Annotated in this window: 17 protein-coding genes; 14 read left to right on the top strand and 3 right to left on the bottom strand. The window is 61.1% G+C overall.

Features of this window, described 5'->3' with window-relative positions:
• Positions 1–340 precede the first annotated feature (340 nt).
• Positions 341–844 (bottom strand): DUF2244 domain-containing protein, encoded by a 504-nt coding sequence (locus G473_RS0103270; RefSeq protein ID WP_029011922.1) that lies wholly within the window; start codon positions 842–844, stop codon positions 341–343.
• 162 nt (positions 845–1006) lie between these two features.
• Between G473_RS0103270 and nth the strand changes: the two genes are divergently transcribed.
• Complete coding sequence (gene nth, locus G473_RS0103275; protein WP_029011923.1) at positions 1007–1648, top strand: endonuclease III; 642 nt, start codon at positions 1007–1009, stop codon at positions 1646–1648.
• A 98-nt stretch (positions 1649–1746) separates the two neighbouring features.
• Here the strand turns inward: nth and G473_RS24860 are convergent, their stop codons facing one another.
• The gene (locus tag G473_RS24860) at positions 1747–3153 is read right to left on the bottom strand and encodes a M23 family metallopeptidase (RefSeq protein WP_342665642.1); all 1407 of its coding nucleotides are present in this window, start codon (positions 3151–3153) and stop codon (positions 1747–1749) included.
• Between the two features lie 484 nt (positions 3154–3637).
• Here G473_RS24860 and G473_RS0103290 point away from each other — a divergent pair, with 484 nt between their 5' ends.
• The 13 genes from G473_RS0103290 to G473_RS0103350 all read left to right on the top strand — a co-directional run bounded on the left by G473_RS0103290 (position 3638) and on the right by G473_RS0103350 (position 17709).
• Positions 3638–4492: a class I SAM-dependent methyltransferase gene (locus G473_RS0103290; protein WP_029011924.1), complete on the top strand. Its 855-nt coding sequence runs from the start codon at positions 3638–3640 to the stop codon at positions 4490–4492.
• Between the two features lie 118 nt (positions 4493–4610).
• Positions 4611–4838: a hypothetical protein gene (locus G473_RS0103295; RefSeq protein WP_029011925.1), complete on the top strand. Its 228-nt coding sequence runs from the start codon at positions 4611–4613 to the stop codon at positions 4836–4838.
• The gene (locus G473_RS0103300; protein WP_029011926.1) at positions 4835–6415 is read left to right on the top strand and encodes a glycosyltransferase family 2 protein; all 1581 of its coding nucleotides are present in this window, start codon (positions 4835–4837) and stop codon (positions 6413–6415) included. The genes G473_RS0103295 and G473_RS0103300 overlap by 4 nt, the downstream gene beginning before the upstream one ends.
• Before the next feature lie 14 nt (positions 6416–6429).
• The gene (locus tag G473_RS28930) at positions 6430–7614 is read left to right on the top strand and encodes a class I SAM-dependent methyltransferase (RefSeq protein ID WP_051329840.1); all 1185 of its coding nucleotides are present in this window, start codon (positions 6430–6432) and stop codon (positions 7612–7614) included.
• Between the two features lie 242 nt (positions 7615–7856).
• Positions 7857–9119 carry a UDP-N-acetylglucosamine 2-epimerase gene (neuC, locus tag G473_RS0103310; RefSeq protein WP_210163219.1) on the top strand — a complete coding sequence of 421 codons (1263 nt, stop codon included), beginning with the start codon at positions 7857–7859 and terminating at the stop codon, positions 9117–9119.
• A 34-nt stretch (positions 9120–9153) separates the two neighbouring features.
• The gene (locus tag G473_RS0103315) at positions 9154–9858 is read left to right on the top strand and encodes a class I SAM-dependent methyltransferase (RefSeq protein WP_029011928.1); all 705 of its coding nucleotides are present in this window, start codon (positions 9154–9156) and stop codon (positions 9856–9858) included.
• Complete coding sequence (locus tag G473_RS0103320) at positions 9855–11114, top strand: polysaccharide pyruvyl transferase family protein (RefSeq protein ID WP_029011929.1); 1260 nt, start codon at positions 9855–9857, stop codon at positions 11112–11114. The genes G473_RS0103315 and G473_RS0103320 overlap by 4 nt, the downstream gene beginning before the upstream one ends.
• Position 11115: 1 nt before the next feature.
• Positions 11116–12174, top strand: coding sequence for a radical SAM/SPASM domain-containing protein (locus tag G473_RS0103325; protein WP_029011930.1), 1059 nt, complete (start codon positions 11116–11118; stop codon positions 12172–12174).
• A gap of 203 nt (positions 12175–12377) precedes the next feature.
• Positions 12378–13109 (top strand): polysaccharide deacetylase family protein, encoded by a 732-nt coding sequence (locus tag G473_RS0103330; protein WP_161630934.1) that lies wholly within the window; start codon positions 12378–12380, stop codon positions 13107–13109.
• A 44-nt stretch (positions 13110–13153) separates the two neighbouring features.
• A complete protein-coding gene (locus tag G473_RS0103335) occupies positions 13154–13888 on the top strand; it encodes an acylneuraminate cytidylyltransferase family protein (RefSeq protein ID WP_029011932.1) in 735 nt (244 codons plus the stop codon).
• A 5-nt stretch (positions 13889–13893) separates the two neighbouring features.
• A complete protein-coding gene (locus tag G473_RS0103340; RefSeq protein ID WP_029011933.1) occupies positions 13894–14955 on the top strand; it encodes an N-acetylneuraminate synthase family protein in 1062 nt (353 codons plus the stop codon).
• 2 nt (positions 14956–14957) lie between these two features.
• A complete protein-coding gene (locus tag G473_RS0103345; RefSeq protein ID WP_029011934.1) occupies positions 14958–16124 on the top strand; it encodes a tetratricopeptide repeat protein in 1167 nt (388 codons plus the stop codon).
• 82 nt (positions 16125–16206) lie between these two features.
• Positions 16207–17709 (top strand): capsular polysaccharide export protein, LipB/KpsS family, encoded by a 1503-nt coding sequence (locus G473_RS0103350; RefSeq protein WP_029011935.1) that lies wholly within the window; start codon positions 16207–16209, stop codon positions 17707–17709.
• Here G473_RS0103350 and G473_RS28935 read toward each other — a convergent pair whose 3' ends face one another.
• Positions 17710–20025, bottom strand: a complete 2316-nt coding sequence (locus tag G473_RS28935; protein WP_029011936.1) for an FkbM family methyltransferase — start codon at positions 20023–20025, stop codon at positions 17710–17712. It abuts the gene before it with no gap.
• Positions 20026–20029 lie beyond the last annotated feature (4 nt).

A 20029-nucleotide genomic window follows, 5' to 3' on the forward strand; every position in this document is an offset into this window, starting at 1 on the left:
GCGCCGCGAACCCACTCTCATTGTTGTCGAACACCTTGTGCCGCTTGCTATCCCCAGCCAGCAGCACCGCATCAAATTTGAGCTTGGCAATGTCGATACCCAGGAAACCCGCCATCGTCCCCTCCGCCAGTCAATAGATGCGCCGCGTCCGACGACCATCCTTGTGCATCCAGGCTCACCGGCAAAGGGGCCTCTGATACCGTACAGTCTCTACGCGGCAAAACGGCGGGGGCCTGATCTTAATCTCGAACTCAAAGGAAAAAGGGAGATACAAGCTCACCCGCCGATGGCCAAACCATCGCACGGAGTGGCCGCAGCAGACATACAAGGGAAATTAGTATTACAGGGTCGCCAGCAGCGGCTGCCGGGACCGGTGCAAGGCTTCCCGCAGGGCCTTGGCAAAATCCAGCCGCTCATCGGGTGACAGAAAGCTGCCAACCACCAGCGATTTGCCGTGCGATGATAGCGTGACTTGGCTGTGATGGCGCGGCGGGTCTTCCATGGAGACGCGCAGCCATGCGGGCTGGAAGGTCCAGCGCCGTTTATGCCGCCGGTCCACCTTTTCCACGATCAGCCGGTCTGCCGTCAGTTCCACGGTTTCATAATCATGCGCGCTGCGATAGCTGGCCTTGAAGGCCCAATAGAGCAGGGCGACATCCACCCCCATGAAGCCGACAATGGGCCAAGCGCCGGAGAGAAAGAACAGGGTGCCGATCCCGACGCTGAACAGGCCAACGCACATCATCAGCCGGCGAAACCCACGGGGGCTGAGGCTGCGATGGGGATAAAGCACGGCCCGGAAGAAGACGGGACCGTCGCCGGCGGAGGGGACCACATCATTCATGAAGCAAAACATATGGCGGGAAGCGCATATCCGGCAAGGGCGGCCAGCGCGATAAAGGGGCGACAAAAGAGGCCATGCCATCGGATGCTGTGCGGGGTTCTTTGCCTGCCGGGTGAAAGGCACTAAACTGACACCACCCCCGCTGCCGCCCATGGTTTTCCGTTGAAACGCACCGCTATCGAAGAATTTTTCCGCCGCCTGTCGGAACGCAATCCGCATCCCCAGACAGAACTGGAATATTCAAACCCCTATACGCTGCTGGTGGCGGTCGTGCTGTCGGCCCAGGCCACCGATGTCGGGGTCAACAAGGCGACACGGCCGCTTTTCGCCATCGCGGATAACCCCGCCGCTATGGTGGCGCTGGGTGAACCGGTGGTGCGGGATTATGTGAAGACCATCGGGCTTTACAAAACCAAGGCCGCCAACGTCATCAAGCTGTCGCAGATCCTGCTGGACCAGCATGGCGGGGAGGTGCCGAAACGGCGCGAGGATCTGGAGGCTTTGCCCGGTGTCGGTCGCAAGACGGCCAATGTCGTGCTGAACACCGCCTTCGGGGAGCCGACCATCGCCGTGGATACCCATATTTTCCGCGTCTCCAACCGCACGGGTCTGGCGCCGGGCAAGGATGTGGATGCGGTGGAACAGGCGCTTTTGAAGCGGGTGCCGAAAACCTACCGGCTCAATGCCCATCACTGGCTGATCCTGCACGGGCGCTATGTCTGCAAGGCCCGCAAGCCGGATTGTCCGGCCTGTATCGTGCAGGATCTTTGCGATTATCCGGCCAAGACGCTGGCCGGTGAATGAGGCCGGTGGAAATGCGGACATGAAAAACCCCGGCTGAAGGGTCAGCCGGGGTTTTTCATGGGTTTTGAGGAACTCTTCAGGCGGATGCTGCCGCCAGATCAGCAGCCATGCTTCTTGTCGCAGGCCGGCTGGCGCTGTGAGGGCACGGCCTGGCTTGCCGGTGCCGACACCATCGCCACGCCATCGGGCTGGGTTACGCCATGCTGGAACTGGGCATCGATGCTGGCCAGCACACCCTTGAAGCGCTTCAGTTCCTTGCCATCCAGATTGCGACCGGTCGGCATGTCAACGGAGAGCGGGTTGACCTGCTGGCCCCCCTTCAGGATTTCATAATGCAGGTGCGGGCCGGTGGAACGGCCCGTGGTGCCGACATAGCCGATCACGTCGCCCTGGGACACGCGGGCGCCGCGGCGCATGCCGGTGCCGAAGCGGGACATATGGGCATAGGCCGTGGAAATCTGATTATTGTGGCGCACGCGGATATAGTTGCCGTAGCTGCCCTTGGAGCCAGCTTCTTCCACCACGCCGGCACCGGCGGCATAGATGGGCGTGCCGGTGGGGGCGGCGAAATCGATGCCCTTATGCATCTTGCCGTAGCCCAGCACCGGATGACGGCGCATGCCGAAGCCGGAAGACAGGCGCGCCCCGTCGATGGGGGTACGCAGCAATGCCTTGCGTACCGATTCGCCCATCGCGTTGAAATATTCGGCCACACCCTGGCTGTCTTCGTACCGGTAGATCGCCTTCTTCTTCCCCGACAGGGTCAGCGAGGCATAAAGTATATCGCCGGCACCGCTGGCAACCTCGCCATCCTCGGTCACGATCTGCTCGTACAGGATTTCGAACTGGTCGCCGGGCTGGATGTCGCGCTGGAAATCGACATCATAGGAATAGTTGCGGATCAGGGCGGCCAGCACGGCCATGGGCACGCCAGCCTGACGCCCCGACTCGAACAGGGAAGAGTTGATTTCCCCGCGCGCGGCGATGGGCCGGCGCTCCAGCTTCTTTGCCACTTCGGCGGCCTGGAAGCGGACACCGTCAAAGCTGACGGAAACCGACCGTTCCACCGCCGGCTGGAAAGCGAAGCCGACAAACTTGCCATCCCCCTCGGTCCGATCAAAAAGAACCTCGATCGGCTGACCGGATTTCATCCGGCGGGGATCATAAACCGCCCTTAGCGCGTTAATCGCTTCATGGGCATTGGGCTGGGGGACTTCGGCTTCGATCAGGACCTGCATCAGCGTGTCGCCACGGCCCAGGCTGACCAGGCGACGCTCCACAGGGTCGGCGGCCTGTTCGCTGTCGCCCCAGCCATCGGCAACCAGGGCCGGACCCTGGCTGGCATCAATGGTCGCCCCATCGGTGGCGGCCATCTGCACCGTTTGCGCAGATGTCTCAGGCGCAGGAGAAGACGAGGAGAGACTCGTGGTGTTGAGGTAGGTGGCAGTTGCCGCACCACCGATGGCTGCCATGGCAACAGCCGCGAACGCAAAACGCCTCAGCACGGACGAACCTCCATCCTCATGCTCCCTCCATATACGGGGAAATTATTCGCCCCGTCCTGTCAGGCCCGGCCGTCGGGCCGAAAGTGGTACCTCCAACGCGTGACCAGAACGCAACAGTCAACTGGCCCTCTTAACCATTCGCCTGCGAATGTATCAAGGGTCCCGTGCTTCCAGCGTCTGGGTGCAGCCGGATAATTCCCTATCCGGTGGATCGAATGCGAGCAAAAAGAACTGCTTCCAGGCAAAAAAAACACTGGCATTTAATAAGACGCCGTGATTGGCGATAATTGATATCGAAACGATAGAATGCTGCCGGCCTTTATCCGGCAACCGGTGAAGAATAAGGCCGGTTTCGATTTTTATACCTTGGAGACAAGGATGGGGTGATCGCCGCTTGTTGCACCTTCCGCACAACGGTAGCCTCCCCCCTCATGCTGGTGCTGTGGCATCGGCCCAGATGCAAACCAAGGGAAGGAGATACCCGATGAATAGGCGGTTGGTCCGTTGTCTGATGGTGAGCGCTGCCTTGTTGGCGGTTCCGACAATGGGGATGGCACAGGCGGCAGATCCGGCATTGGCCCCGGCTTCTCCCGGCCTTTCCATGGCCCTGGCCCCGATCCTGGCGGGTGAACATCGCACGGAGGCAAACCGCGCCCGTGATGGCTGGCGTCACCCGGTGGAAACACTGGCCTTCTTTGGTGTCGAGCCGGGCCAGCGCGTGGTGGAAATCTGGCCGGGGGCTGGCTGGTACAGTGACATCCTTGCCCCGCTTTTGAAGGACCAGGGCACCTATATTGCGGCATTGCCCGATCCGAACGGGGCGTCGGAAGGGATGAAGGCTGGCATCCAGCGCTTCAAGGACAAGCTGGCGGCAAATCCCGGCCTTTATGGCACACCGGAACTGACGACCTTCGGGGCCAAGGCGCTGGAGGCGATGCCGGCCAATAGCGTTGACCGCATCCTCACCTTCCGCAATGTCCATAACTGGATGCCGGGCGGCTGGGCCGAGGATGCCTTCAAGGCCATGTTCCGGGCGCTGAAGCCGGGTGGTGTGCTGGGTGTGGTGGAACATCGCGCCAATACGGACCAGCCGCAGGACCCGAAGGCGGCTTCCGGCTATGTCCGTCAGGATTATGTGATCAAGCTGGCGACCGATGCCGGTTTCCAGCTTGTCGCCCTGTCGGAGATCAATGCCAATCCGCGTGACACCAAGGACCATCCCAAAGGCGTCTGGACCCTGCCGCCCACCCTGGCGCTGAAGGATCAGGACAAGGACAAGTATCAGGCCATCGGGGAAAGCGACCGTATGACCCTGCGCTTTGTGAAGCCGGCGCGGTAAGCCCGCACGGTTGGGCAGGGGAAGGGTGCTTCCCCTGCCTTCCGGGCTCAATCAAGGGTGGCCGCGGCCCCAGCTTCGCGCCATGATTGGCGGCGATATCCTCCGGAGCCTTGCTGCAATGATCGACCAGAACGGCCAGCCTGTCACGAAACCGGCCCTGAAGACGTACCTTGCCACCTATAATGCGGGTGTGCGGGGCTCCAAGGAGTTCGGTGCCTTGCCCCGCGCCCTTGTCACCATCTGCGATGGGTTGGTGCCCGGCAAGACCACCTATGTGAAATGTGTCGAAGGGCAGGTGCAGCTTTCGCGCCGCAAAGACGGCACCGTGGCTGGTAACGGGCTGTGACCCCGCACCGTCTGGCCCTGTTCCAGCCGGACCTGAACCCGGCCCCTGCCTGGGTGGATGATCTGATTACGGCGGGCTGGGAGGTTCGCCTGTGCCGCTGGACAAGGGATATTGAGGCTTTTGCGCCCACGCTGGTCATTGCCGCCGATGCGGCGCTGGGCAAACGCACAGGCCACCCCTGGGTCGGCTGGGTGCGGGAGGAACCGGCCCGGCTGCGCACCGATCGCCGGCGGCTCGATACGGTTTTGTCCCATGACGGCTTTCTGGTGGAAAGCGGCGATCAGGCGCGGTTCCTGACCGATAGCCTTTCTCCCACGGAGCGGTCGGCGCAGTATTTGTCGATTGATGATCTTACCCCGGCAGCCCTGGCCCGGCTGGCAGACTCTATCCGGGCGTCGGCGGGGTTCGCGCCAGCCCCTGCCGATGATGCCGGTCCCACTATTGATTACATTGTCCGCGTCGGCGGGCGCGATATCCGGTTTGTGCGCCGATGCCTGGATAGTCTTGCCGCCCAGACTGTTCCTGGCGTCGGTGCCATCCTGGTTCGCCACGGGCCGGTGGCGGGGCTGGAAGAGCTGATGGCGGCCTGCCGCCCGCATCTGCGCCGCCTGTCGCTGCTGGATGTGGCTGGGCCGACGACGCGCAGCGCCTGTCTCTGGGCCGGGCTGGCGGCGGTTGAGGCTGATCTGTTCGGCATGCTGGATGATGATGATGCCCTGCATCCTAACCATGTGGCGAGCCTTGCGCCGATGGCGCTGGCCGGGTCGGTTGCCATCGCCGGGTCGGTGCAGGTGTGGGATGATGCCGGTGGCCCTTTCCCGCCGACCGATCCGCGGGCTGAGCATCGCGCCTTCCATCTTCTGCCCCCCGCGGACCGGGCAGGCCTGTTCGGCTGGCAGGTGGTGGTTCATTCCAGTGCCTTTCTGGCCCCCTCATCCCTGCTGCCTATGGTGGGCCCTGATCCCGCCCTGGATTTTGCCGAAGATAGTTTTCTGATCCGCCGTCTGGCCCGTGCGGCGCCGCTGGCGGCATCCTGGCGGGTCAGCACTGATTTTCACTGGCGGCAGGGGCAGGCCGATAATACCGCCTTCCGTCCCGAGGGCAGGCAGGAGGCCATGGCCCGCATCGCGGACCGGGAACGGCTGGACCCGGTCATTACTGAGTGGCGATCCAGGACGGTTGAGGAGATGCTGGCGCCGCCCCCGGCCTGGGGGCAGCCGGCGGACAGTCCCGACCTGCCCCGGCTGGCCGATGCTGCCGCCTTCCATGCCCTGCCGGGCGAAAGGCCGCTTTATATTTACGGTGCCGGCCGGGGCGGGCGCATCGTGCTGGGGGAAGTGACAAAACATCCCCACCTGACCGTGACCGGCATCCTGGACAGCCGGACACAGGGCACCGCCTTCGGCCTGCCCCTGTTGCGCCCCGCCGATGTGCCGCCGGATCATCTTGGGAAGGCGATCTTCATCATCGCCAGCGAACATCTGACGGCAATGACAGAGACCTTGCGTTCCCTGGGCGCGGTCCATATCCATGATGCCACCCCCCATATCCGCCTTTATACGGCGCTGCCGGGCTGAAGGAGGCCCCATCCATGGACCTGGAAACGATCCTGACGCAGGGATATGCGGCCCTGGCGGCCGGGGGGCGTCTGGATGAGGCTACGGACCTGTTTCACCAGGCAGTCGCGCAGGCGCCTGACGATGCGCGCGCCCTGATCGGCCATGCCATTACGCTGCGGGCCCATTCTGCCCCTGCCAAGGCGGAGGCTGTGCTGCGGTCCCTGCTGAAGAGGGACCCGGCCAATGCCGATGCCTGGGCCCAGTTGGGAACGACCCTGCGATTGCTGAACCGTTTCCCGGAATCCGGCGCCGCCCTGGAAAGGGCGCTGGAATTGGTGCCGGATCATGGCTATGCCCAGGCCAATCTGGATTATCTGGGCCGGTTCTGGCGCCGGGGCGATGTGGTGCAGATCGATTATCCCCCGCGCCTGCGGGTGCGTCATGGGCACGGAAGCCCGGCCCATCCCCGCCTTGCCGCCCTGCTGGCCGCAGAAGAGTACCGGCTGGCCACGGGGGCACTGACGGCCATTGCCCCTGATCTGGCCACCATCCCGGCCAAGCCGGTTCCCGATCACCCGGAAGCGCCCTGGTGGGACAGCATCTGGTTATCCCGCCTGGATGCCGGGATGCTGTGTGCCATGCTGGCCCATCACCGCCCGCGCCGGCTGCTGGAAATCGGCTCCGGCATGTCGACACGCTTTGCCCGCTGGACCATTGGCCGCTACGGCCTGGATACGCACCTGCACAGTATCGACCCTGAACCGCGCGCTGAAATTGACGCGCTGTGTGACCTGACCACCCGCAGCGGCCTGGAAGAGGCGGACATCGCCCTGTTCACCGCCCTGGAGCGGGGGGATATCCTGTTCTTTGACGGGTCGCACCGGTCTTTCCAGAACAGCGATGTGACGGTGTTCTTTACCGAGATCCTGCCGGAACTGGCGCCGGGCGTGATCGTGCATATCCACGATATTTTCCTGCCCTATGATTATCCGCCGGACTGGCTGGGCCGGCTTTATAACGAGCAATATCTGCTGGCCTCCCTGCTGCTGGCGGGTCAGGCCCGATATGACATCCTGTGGCCCGGCGCTTTTGTGGCTGACCTTCCCGCTGTGGATACGGCCCTGCCGCCGGCCTTCCAGCAAAGCCGGGGGGGTTCCTTCTGGATGCGGGTGCGCGAGGAGGGCGGATCGCGGAAAAGCGGAATCGCTTTGGAGTGAATCTGCTCGCTGAACAAGGATTTAGCCGGGTGCGTTTCCGGCTAAACGCGCCCGGCTCCGGGGGGGATAATGTATGGTCCCCAGTGCCCAGGCGTCGCGACAGGCTGGGTTGCGCCTGTCCAAACTTCTCAGGATCTCCATGACGATCTCGTGAACGGATCATCAAGTCTTCTTAATACCGCACGGTGAACCCCAGTCCCGGCTTTGTGAAACAGAAGATTAGATGGCAAGCCGCCATCGACATGGCCGATCAGGATCATTCTGACGCCCGATCTGTACCGCTGTTCACGACGGCGGTGTTCCTGTTATTATTGTGGTATTCTCTGGCTCTAGCGGCTGGGGCGACCGAAGAGATACGAATGTCGAAGACCATTGTTTTCGTGACGGGGACGCGCGCCGATTACGGGAAGCTGAAACCTTTGATAAAGGTGACGGAGGAGAGTGACGCTTTCGTCCCGATAATATTTGCGACCGGCATGCATACGCTGGAGAGATACGGTTTCACGATTGATGAAATCCGGGCGAATGGTCACAAGAAAGTTTATATGTACACCAATCAGGTGATCGAAGAGGGCATGGATCTTATTCTCGGCAACACGATTGCCGGGTTTTCCCGTTTTGTCCGTGATGTGAAGCCGGACCTGATTGTTATCCATGGCGACCGGCTGGAGGCCCTGGCGGGGGCTTCCGTGGGGGCATTGGCCGGCATTCCCGTGGCCCATATTGAAGGCGGGGAAGTATCTGGAACGGTTGATGAATCGATCCGGCACGCCGTATCCAAGCTATCCCATATCCATCTGGTCGCCAGTAGCGACGCCGCACAAAGGCTGCGTCAGCTGGGCGAGGAAACGGAACGTATTCATATCATTGGTTCGCCCGAAATCGACGTGATGCTGTCGCCCGAATTGCCGAGCCTTGATCAGGCCTGTGCCCGGTACGAGATTTCGTTCAGGGACTATGGCATCGGCATTTTCCATCCTGTGACGACGGAACTGGAAACGATAGCCGAACAGGCTGAAAATTATGTCCAGGCATTACTGGAAACAGATGATAATTACATTCTGATCTATCCCAACAACGATATTGGCTCTTCTGTGATTCTAAACTGTATGCGTCGCCTTTCAGGCAATAAACGCTTCCGTATTTTCCCGTCACTCCGGTTCGAATATTTCCTGACTATCCTGCGTAACGCCCGCTATATCATTGGCAATTCCAGTGCTGGTGTGCGTGAGGCCCCGGTTTATGGTGTGCCTTCCATCGATCTCGGCACGCGGCAGCGCGGCCGCGCCACAAGTGCTTCCATCCGCTGGGCGCCTCTGGAAAAAGAAGCCATTGCTGCGGCTATCCGGAGCGTGCATGAATCTGGGCCTGCCATCCCCAGCTTCAGCAATGGAACAGGCCATAGTCGGGAGGCCTTTCTTGACCTGCTCCGGCAGGGGGTGCCTTGGGACCTGCCGATGCAGAAGCGGTTCCAGCCCCTGCTGTCGGAAGAGGCAAAATCCTGATGGCAAGGGCAATGGCAGCGGGCGAGAGGGGGATATGATGTCGGTTGCGGGCACTTACTATAATTCCGCAGAGATGGTGGAGCGCTTCCGCGACAAGTCGGTCAGCCAGTTCTTTCGCAGCGAGACGGCTCTGCTGGAACGAATTGCCTGGTCTGAAGTCAATTCCTGTCTGGATGTCGGCTGCGCGGCCGGGCGCTTTCTTGGATTGCTGCGCCATTACGGCTTTGCCGGTACCTATACGGGGATTGATCTGGCGCCTTCAAACATCGCCAACGGCCGGGCGGCTTATCCGGAAGCGGCGTTCATTTTGGGCGATGCCCTGACCATTACGCCAGACCGGCGCAGCAGCTTGGTGAACGCCACGGGCATCATCCAGAACGAACTGCGCTATCTGGCTTTGCTGGACTGGATGTGCGCGGCCAGTGACCGCTATGTCATGTTCGACTTGAAGGTCGCAAATATCCCCACCACCCTCAATGATCCCGACAAAGCTTATTGTGCCTGGGAAGGGCATCGTATCCCTGTTCTCTGCCTGTCAGAGGCTGATTTTGCGGCTTTGCTGGGGGATCTGGCCAAAAAAGGTCATGTGCATTATCTGCGCTACCCGACCCCTTTCAACGCTGAAACAACCGTACCCGACTGGCTGAGCTCTTGGGAAAGCGTGGGTGTCCTGTTGGATATGAACGGTCCCGCTGGCATCAGCCATATTGAGATCGACGCAGCAGGATCAAAGGGATGAAAGCAAAATTAAAGATCATCCAGCTGGCATCGATCTGCAGCAACCTGGGCGACAATGCCAATATCAGTGGCCTTCGCTGGCTTATCCGGACAAGTTTCCCGGAGGTGGAGGTTGAGTTCACCGACTGGGATATCGTTGATTACAGTTGGTCGCGGACCTATACGGAAGCCGATATCGATTTTGTGAACAGCCATGATCTGTTGATCATTGGTGGTGGCGGCTTTTTTGAAATCCTGCCGAATACGCCTTCCTGGACGGGTACCCGTTTCAACCTGCCCGAAGCCTTATTCGATAAGATCCGCATCCCGATCATGTTCCATGGCATCGGCACCCATCGGGTGCGGGCTGATCTGGCCGGTGTCGATCTGCAGCCGCAGATCGACCGGTTCGGACGTTTCCTGGAACGGATACGGGCTGATGATCGGGTTTTGCTCTCCTTCCGCAACGATGGGTCGCGCCATGTCCTGCGGCGAACCTTCGGTGATGCCGTGGCAGACAGTGTCACTGTTGTCGCTGATGCCGGGCTTTATGCCCATATCCCGGACGATAATCACCGGGCACAGGCACGTCTGCCCGATGGATTGACGGGAGCCCCCCTTGTGGCGGTCAATTTCGGCGGCGATCTGCTGGAAGCGCGTTTTCCGGATGGCGGCACGCAATATGACCTTGTGGCGGGTAACCGATGGAGCCATCCCGTCGATTACGAGAAGCCCCGCATCGTTGATCACCCTGGCTTCATGCGTTTTGTTGAGGGTTTTGCCGATGTGGCGCGCGGCTGGCTGGACCGGCACCCGGACATGCGGCTGGTGTTCGTTCCCCATATATATCGCGACCTGCAGATGGGGGCAGCCCTGCTGTCTGAACTGGGCTTCCCCTATAATCGCCGCCGCGTGACCATGGCGCCCTATCTGCATGGCCCGGACGGCCACGATTATATTTTCGATTTCTATCGCCGTTGCGATTGCGTCATTGGCATGCGCTTTCATGCCAATGTATCCCCCGTCGGTCTGGGGGTACCGACCATCGGACTGACCACATTCCCCATGTTGCACGGATTTTATGAGGAGATTGGCTGTCTGGACCGCACGGTCGATCCGCGCAATACAAACGCAATGGCCGTAATGGACGGGCTTCTGAGCCAGACCCTGCGTGATAATCAGAATATTCGGCAGCGCTATGCTACCGTCCGTAATCAGTGCGAAACTGTTTCGCGCGATTTCATCAGCCGCATCGGTGGCCTGATCAGGGGGATTTGATATGGAGGGGGAGGAAACCGGTCGGTTAAGCATCCGTGAACGGCGGCAGCGCCAGTATTGGGATGCAGGACCACAGGATTTCCTGGTGGAAGCCCCCCCTTTCCCGCGCAAGGTGATGATGGAGCTGTCTAACGGCTGCAACCATGCTTGCCTGTTCTGCGCCAATCCGCATATGCGCCGCCGTGTCGGGCGGATGGATCCGGGGCTTGCTTCACGCCTGATCGTGGAAGCCCGCGAGGCCGGGGCGGAGGAGATCGGTTTTTATACGACAGGCGAGCCCTTTATTCACAAGGACTTGGCCCGCTTCACGGCTGAGGCCAGCCGCGCCGGTTACCGCTACATCTTCATGAACACGAATGGCGCTCTCGCGACACCCGACCGGGCGCGGCCAGTGCTGGATGGGGGCGTTAACTCGGTCAAGTTCTCGATCAATGCCGGTTCGCGTGCCACATATGAGGCCATCCACGGTCGGGACGAGTTCGATCTGGTGATGGCCAATCTTGAGGATATGTCCCGCTATCGCCGGGAAAAGGGGTTGGATGTATGGCTGGCAGTATCCATGGTCATTACCCAGCCCGTCGCGAATGAGGTGGAAAGTCTACGCCAGCGGGTCCTGCCCTTCGTGGATGAGTTCATCGCCTTCGAATGCGGTTCCCAGGTCGGCCAGATGGATGTGGCGGAGCGGATGCTTTCCGTTGGACGGGAGGCACCCCGTAATCAATCCATCTGCTCCCAGCCTTTTACGGTCCTCTACATCACGCAGGAGGGGCATCTCGACCTTTGCTGCATCGATTATCACAATTATCTGGCCGTGACCGAGATTGGCGAGCGGCATGTCCGCGACGCCTGGAACGATGCGGCTTTCCGCGATATCCGCGCCCGTCATTTGCGGGGTGACCTGGCAGGCACACTCTGCGGGACCTGCTGGCAGGGCTGCTCCCAGAGAGCCGAACCACTTCGCCCCGATCTGGCGACATCAATCAATAAAGAGGATTTTGACCGGCAAGTGGCTGCCTTGATTGATGCCCGGCTGTCGAGCCCGGCCGATATCGGGCGCTGAGGGAAGCGACGGGCATGCGGGTGGTGATGTATCACTATGTCCGCCCCCTGGCGGCGGATTCCTGGCATCGGCTGAAGGCCCTTGACCTTGGCCGGTTCAAGGCGCAACTCGACCATCTGGCCCGGCAGGGGCGGTTTATCGGGCTGAAGCCGCTGCTTGCCCATGCCCAGGGTGCCGGCCCCCCTCCGCCGGAAGATGCCCTGTTGCTGACTTTTGATGATGGGTATCGCGACCATCTCCGCCATGTCGTGCCGGAACTGAGGCGACGGGGCTTGACGGGCGTATTTTTTCCACCGGTCTGCGCGGTCGCGGAGCGCAACCTGCTGGATGTCAACAAACTACATTTCATCCTGGCCAGCGGTGTCGATCCTGTCACCCTGCTGGCACATGTGGAGGCAATGGCGAGCGATCATGTTTGCGACTTTGATCGGGACGGGATGCGCCGCGATCATTGGAAGCCTAATCGCTTTGATGATGTGGATACATCTTACTTGAAGCTGCTGCTGCAGACGCTGTTACCGGCGGCCGCTCGTGCAGCAATAGTGGACGCTCTGTTTCTGGCACATGTTTCGGCGGACCCCCGCGGATTTGCGGACGAGTTGTATCTGGATCAAAGCGATCTCGGTCTCATGCTTGATATGGGGATGCATGTCGGGGGGCATGGCGCACAGCATTTGCGCCTTTCCTGGCTTCCGGCAGCCGAACAGCAGCAGGAGGCGCAGCAAAGTGCGGATTTCCTGCGGTCCCTCGGTGTGATGGATGCCGATCTCAGCTTCTGCTATCCGTTCGGCGACCATGATGAGGCGAGCCGGACCGCGGTAAAAGCGACCGGCTTCAAGCTGGCATTCACAACGGTCCCCACCCCCTATCGGCCAGGGGTAGATGATTGTCTGGCGATCCCAAGACTGGATACGAACGACATCGCCTTTGATTGATCAATCCCATTCAGCAATCCCTCACCAATAAGGGAAGGAACATAATGGCGATCCTGTGTGTGATTGGCGCACGTGGAGGCAGTCGAGGACTTCCTGACAAGAATATTCGCCCCCTGTTGGGGAAGCCGCTGATTGCCTGGAGCATCGAACATGCCCGCAAGGTGGCAGCGATCGATCACGTCCTGGTTTCCACGGATAGTCCGCGTATCGCCGAAACAGCCCGTCATCACGGTGCCGATGCCCCCTTTCTGCGCCCGGCTGAACTGGCCACGGCGCAGGCCGCGAAGTTCCCCGTTTGGCAACATGCCTTGGCAGAAGCGGAACGTTTTTATGAAAAACAGTTCGACATTCTGGTCGATCTGGATTGCACCTGTCCGTTGCGTGATCCTGCGGATGTCGCGGCTGCCATTGACCGGCTCCGCCAGGACAGGGAACGGGGTGTCGATATGGTGATGGGGGTGGCGGATGCCCCCCGTAATCCATATTTCAATATTCTGGAAGCGGATGATACGGGCCGTCTGCAGGTCAGCAAGCCGCTGACCGGCAATGTCTTCAGCCGTCAGGCGGCACCCCGCGTCCTGACCCATGCCGGCAATTTTTATGTGATGACGGCGGATTATCTGCGCCGCTCCGGTTCCCTGCTGGAAGGGCGGGTTGAGGGCTATGAAGTTGACAATGATATGGCCTTCGATATCGACGATGAATTAGGGTACAGCATCGTTGAGCATTTGATGCGGCGCCGGTTAGGCCTCGTGGCGACAAAACCCGATTGCGGATGATTGATATGGCAGAGCTTTCCATTGCCGGCCGTCTGGTCGGACCCGAGCATCCCCCCCTGGTCATTGCCGAGGTCGGCATCAACCATGAAGGGGAGATTGGCAAGGCTCTGGCCCTGGTGGATGCGGCCGTGGCGGCTGGTGCTGAACTGGTCAAGTTTCAGTGCCACATAACCGAGAAGGAGATGGTGCCCACGGACATGACGCCGGGTGACATCAGCCCGGAACGGCTATGGGACATTATTAAGCGCTGTGAACTGACCGAGGCGGAAGAACGCCAGGTGCAGGATTATTGCCGGCAGAAGGGCATCATATACTTGTCCACCCCCTTCTCGCGGGAGGCGGCGGACAGGCTTGACGCCATGGGGGTTCCCGCCTTCAAGATCGGCTCCGGCGAGTGCAATAATTACCCGCTGATCGACCATATCGCCCGCAAGGGTAAGCCCGTCATCCTATCCACGGGCATGAACAATATCGACACCGTGCGCCCGGCTGTGGAGATTTTACGGCGCCATAATGTGCCGTTCGCCCTGCTTCATTGCACCAGCCTCTATCCCACGCCTTACGAGAAGCTGCGACTGGGGGCGATCAGCGATCTGGCCGCCCATTTCCCCGATGCGGTCATTGGCCTATCCGATCACACGATGGGGGTCTGGACCTGCATGGGCGGGGTCGCCCTTGGTGCCTCCATTCTGGAGAAGCATTTCACCATCTCCCGCGAGTGGCCGGGGCCTGATACGGGGATGTCGATTGAACCTGATGAGTTGCGTGATTTAGTCATCGGCTCCAAGGCTGTCTGGCAGGCCCGCGGCGGTGCCAAGACCATCTTGAAGGAAGAGCAACCCGTCATTGATTTTGCCTATGCCAGCGTGGTGACCATCGCCCCGGTGCGTGCAGGTGAGCGGTTTGACGAGAGCAATGTGTGGGTCAAGCGTCCCGGAACCGGGGCTATTCTGGCCGTGGACCTGCCGCGCGTCATAGGCGCGCGCGCCAGTCGCGACCTGCCGGCCGAATACAAGCTCGATCCTGCTGATATCGTGGATTATCACGGCACAGCGACAGGGAAGTGATCATGGCTTCCGCCATCGTTGACAGCAGCAGCATCGACCGGTGGCGCCAGGCCATCCGCAGCGAAACCTTTGCCCATTACCAGTATCAGATGGGCATTGCATTGGCGCGGACAGGGCAGGCTGAAGCGGCCATAGCCAGTTTCAAGCGGGCACTGGAGCAGCGGCCTGACCATGCTGGTGCCCGCCTGCGTTTGATCGGTCTGCTGGAAAGCATATCGGGTGGCGCCACCCAGGCGCAGATGCTGCGCGCGGAGGGGTTGCGCCTTTATCCGCATTTCCAGGAAGCAGGCGCTCTGGTGGTGCTGGCTGATGACCTGAACATTGCCACAGCGCCGGCTTTGGCCGACAGGATCATGAAGCAGGCACAGGTTCATGGCATTCCTGATCGGCTCCGGGGCCCCATCCTGCTGGGTCTGGGGCAATTGCTGACGAAGGCCAAACAGCCACACCAAGCCGAACCGGCTCTTGCATTGGCACACCAGGCATTGCCTGACGATACCGGCATCCTCTCTCTGCTGGCGGGAATCCAGTTGGAACTGGGTCGGCTGGATGCGCTGGCATCAAGTATTGAAAGCTGGCTTTGTCTGGCGCCCAGGGACCCAGAAGCCCTGTTCTACAGGGCGCGTCTATCTTTGTTGCAGGGAGATTATGCTGCGGCGGATGCCGATCTGGACGCTGCCATCAATGCGGGTCACGCGGATATTCCGCTTTTGCGGAGTTTCCAAATCCGCAGCCAGTTGGCCAACAAGGCACCTGCGCGCGCGGTGGCCCTTTATGAAGCCATGGATCAAGCCGCGCGTGACCACTGGATATGTCAGGCTTACGCCCTCCTCGCCCGGCTGGATGTGAAGCCTTCCAACGATCTGGCAGTACAGGCAGACGCGCTGCTCAGCCGCAGCAATCATCATCCCCTGGCGGTTGTCGTCAAATGCTTGGTTGTCCAGAGATGCGGCGGAGAGTGGCGTTCGCTTCTCTCCCCCCTTCTCAAGAAAACGCCGGGTGCCTTCGTTTGCACGGCGGCGACGGTTTTGGAAAGCAGGGCGGGTGATACCGCCGCAGCATTGGGGCATTGGCGTGAAGCCCTTTCCTTTAATGACCCGTATGTCCGCTTCTATCTGTCAGTTCTTGGGCCTGACGTGGAGAATATAAGCGCAAGCGCTGGATTATAAACCAACCAGTTTATCCAGCGAGATAGGAACAGCCTTATCCGTGAAGGCGGAATTATCTGGAATTTCAACAGGGGAAGCAGGGATGTCTGCGAACAGGCTCCACGAATGTGGAGTAGCATTTTCCCATTTTATCAATCAGCTTGATATTAAGACGTCCGCCGGCTCCGCCGAGGCGCCGCTGCTGGTCGTCATCAATAATTGGTACCAGACGCCTGTTCCCTTTTTCAGTGCCCTGATTGGCCTGGGGGCCTTGCAGCAGTCCGGCTGCCCGCTGGTTTTTGTGATTAATGATTGCCCCTATCCTGGCTCTGCTGCGGCTGCGCCCATCGCGGTGATCAAGGAACATTGCGCGGGTTTGGCCCGGTTTGGGCGGCTGGTATATCTCAGTGAGCATGCCGAAGCGGAGACAGGCGACAGCATCGTCGATATCCAGGCGGAGGCGGTGGCCATGGATCGCCGTCACCGTTATGGCTTCGGCATCATTCCCGCCGACCATCTGCCGGTCTTTGACAGTGAGGCTTCAGACCATGCGGGGCCGGCACTGCGCGGGTTCGCAGCGCTGCTGGCCACTGAAAAGCCGGCCTGCGTGCTGATCCCCGGCGGGGTGGCCAATACCATGCATGGATTTATGGCCCTGGCGCGGCGCCAGGGGGTGCGCACGGCTACTTATGATGCGGGTGCGGGAACACCGCGGGTCTATTTTTCCGGCCATGATGTGGCGGCCCAGGGATGGGAGGTGCCGGGGCTGGTACGCCAGATCCTGAACCGTGCTGACCCGCGCGAGTTGGAATATTGCCGGGGATTGGCATATCGACATGCCGATCTGGTGGCGACGGGCGCTGACGATATGCTGCGGTTCCCTTTTGAGATGCCAGCGGCGGTCATGAATAACGACCTGTTGTTTTTGACCAGCATGGAGCAGGATTCCTCGCTGCTGGGGGTGCCGGGGATATTTCCCACCCAAGAGGAATGGCTGCGGGAAACCATTATGGCGGTCCGCCGCACCCATCCACAGGCCCGTATCACCGTGCGCCAGCATCCGGATGAACGCCGCTTCCGTTCTCCCTATGGTGAACGTGCCGTGGCTATTGCCCAAGCCTTGGCGGCCAATGACCCGCTGCTCACCGTTTACGATACGCGCGATAATATCCAGACAAGGGCGCTGATCGCCGCGTCGTCACTGGTCTTGTCAGCCGGGAGCACGGCGGGGCTGGAGGCCGGCATGCTTGGTCGGCCCGTCCTCAGCCACGCCATGGTTCCTTATGTCGGCCTGGGATTTTGTGAACGGCCGGCGGACCGGGAAGATTTTTTTGCCCGCATCCGCCGTCATCTGGATGCCCCGGCGCGGCTGCCTGCGGAGGCCGTTCTGGAGGCGGCACTGTTCTACTATGCCAAAAATTATTGCTGGCGTGTGGAAATACCCGTTACGCCCGATCCCCCGATCTTTCTGGACTGGATCAGCACGGCCACGACACTGCCCTTCGCGGTAGAGGGGTTCCGACATGTCGTGGAAGCGATCGCTACGGGCGCCAATCTTTGCCAGCTTCGGCATGGCGCCAATCTGCGTTCAGCGGGTATTGCCTGATCACACGCTGTTGTTTTTCAGCGCTTCCACCAGCCGCATAACCAGGCAGGAGGCGTCATGCACCGGGCCGGTCGCGCCATCGTTCAAGGTGGCGATGATCTCCCGTGCATATTGGCTGGCGACCAGGATTCTGGCATCCCTCAGGTCCAGGTCCGGGCCATAGCGCCGGACGGGCAGGCCGCAATGCTCCCCCTCCCGCCGGCTGTCGAGAAAGCCGGCGATCTGAAGCCGCCCCTGCTGGCGCAGCAGATCATGGATCAGCCGCCCCCCGGTGGAGGCGCCATAAATCCAGACCGGCAGATCGGCCGGCAGCGACAGAAGGTCGATCGTGCTGGTGATGAAGCCGATGGGCGAGGGCAAGGGCCGTGTCGGGATCAGGGCCGCCGGGTTGTCCACCTGCAGGCAGCGATCCAGCGCGGCATTCAACACCTGCTCGTCCGGCGGGGTCTGGAAGGCCAGCAGGTTGCCCCAGCAGGCCGCATCCCGGGTTGCCGTGGGGTAAAGGGACAGGCGGCACCATTGATGGGTGATGCCATAGCGGATGACCGGGTGCCATTCACTGACCAGCACCGTATAGCCGCGATCCGTCAGATATGTTGCGACATCCTGCATGCGATAGCCCAGCCGCGTGGTCTTCGCGTCCTCGAATTCGCATTCAATGACCGAGGGTCGCAGCCGGTCCCAGGGCACACCGCGCAGCACCATCAGATCCCAGCCTTCCGCGTCGATCTTCAGGAAATCGACATGGTCGATGCCATGGGTGCTGGTGAAAAGATCAAGTGTGGTCACGGGCACCTGGCCCGCCTGTTCATGGCTGTCCCGGAATGGCAGAAGGCTGCTGATGCCGGTGCTTTCCGCTGACCGGAAGAAGCTGGCAGCCGCCATCGCCGTTTCGCCCAGGGCGACGGGATGGATGCTGACCCGTTCTTCCCCCTGGAAGCGTGCGGACAGCTTCTCCCGGTTCTGCGCATCGGGTTCAAAACAATGACAGCGCCAGCCGCGATCCAGGAAATACTGGCTGCTGCCGCCGAAATGGGCGCCCACATCCAACATCACGCGCTCACGCCCCGCCGGCCAGCCATCGCTGAGGATAGCGACCAGTTCGGTCTCGTCCAGATGGGCGCCCGCCTCACGCGGGTAGGTGTCGGATAAAACCCTGTGCGGCAGGGTTGCAGGTGCTGCACTGGCAGCCAAGGCCTGGGTGAAATCCAGCCGGGTCCGGTCGATATCGAAGGACGTGGCCGCCAGTGCCTTGGCCGATGCGACCATTTGGGCGCGTCCGGCGCTATCAGCGATGAAACCCGCCAGAGATTGGCTGATATTGTCAGGGTCCGCGCTGTCGATGATGCAGCCGCTGCCGCTTTCGGCAATCAGGTCGATGGTGGCATTGTCACACGGGCCGATGGCCAGGATCGGCGCGCCGCAGGCCAACAGTTCCGGCAGCTTGTTCGCAACGGAATAGCGGCAATAGGTGCGGGACAGCGGATCGTCATTATAGGCGATGATAACGGCATCGGAATCGGCCAGCCATTGCCGGTATGCCGCCTCATCCCGTTCTTCAATGCTGATGCAGGTCGCGCCCAACCCGGCGAAAAGCGGTGCGGCCAAGGCCTGCCAATGGGGCCTTGTATTGATCTCCAGCCGGCAGGCAACGCCGCTCTCGGCCAGCTTTTCCACCGCGCGGGCCAGCGACAGCAGGGCCGACAGGGTCATGTCTGCGGCCATCGACCCAGCATAGCGCAGGGTGAAACCCGTCCGTTCACCCCCCGGTGCCGGGGCCGGCCATTCCGCCAGCCGGACCCCGTTGCCGAAAGATTGGAACGGGACACCGTATCTTTCCTGGAAGGCGGTGGCCATGGCCTGCCCGATGCCCAGCCGCAGGGTCGCCTGTGCCAGCAGGAAGCGCAGGTCGCGGTCCATTGCGGCGGCCAGGGCCGGCTTCGTGGTTGCCAGGGCCGCCGGCCAATCATCCATGATCCAGATTGCCAGGGGGGCTTGCAGCAGACGGATCAGGCCCATGGCGGCAAGGTGGAAGCCAGCCGGTTCCGGCACGGGCCGGTACAGCACGATCTGCGGCGCATAGGCCCGTGCCAGTTCCACCGCCAGCCTTTCATCCACCGGACCCGCCAGCCGCCCCATGATGGATGGCGCTCCCGCCAGGGCAAGGCCGCCGACAGGTGTTGCGTGGATCTGGAGATATTTCTCCGCCGGCCAGTGGGTAAACAGGGCCTCTTTCACCGCACCGGTGGCGGACCCGTCCTGCCGGCGGGTGATGTCGATCACCAGGATGCGGGGAAAAGCGTCGGCCGCTATCATGGGA

Origin of the sequence: Niveispirillum irakense DSM 11586, from assembly GCF_000429645.1 — a bacterium.
In the GTDB taxonomy this organism is placed as follows: domain Bacteria; phylum Pseudomonadota; class Alphaproteobacteria; order Azospirillales; family Azospirillaceae; genus Niveispirillum; species Niveispirillum irakense.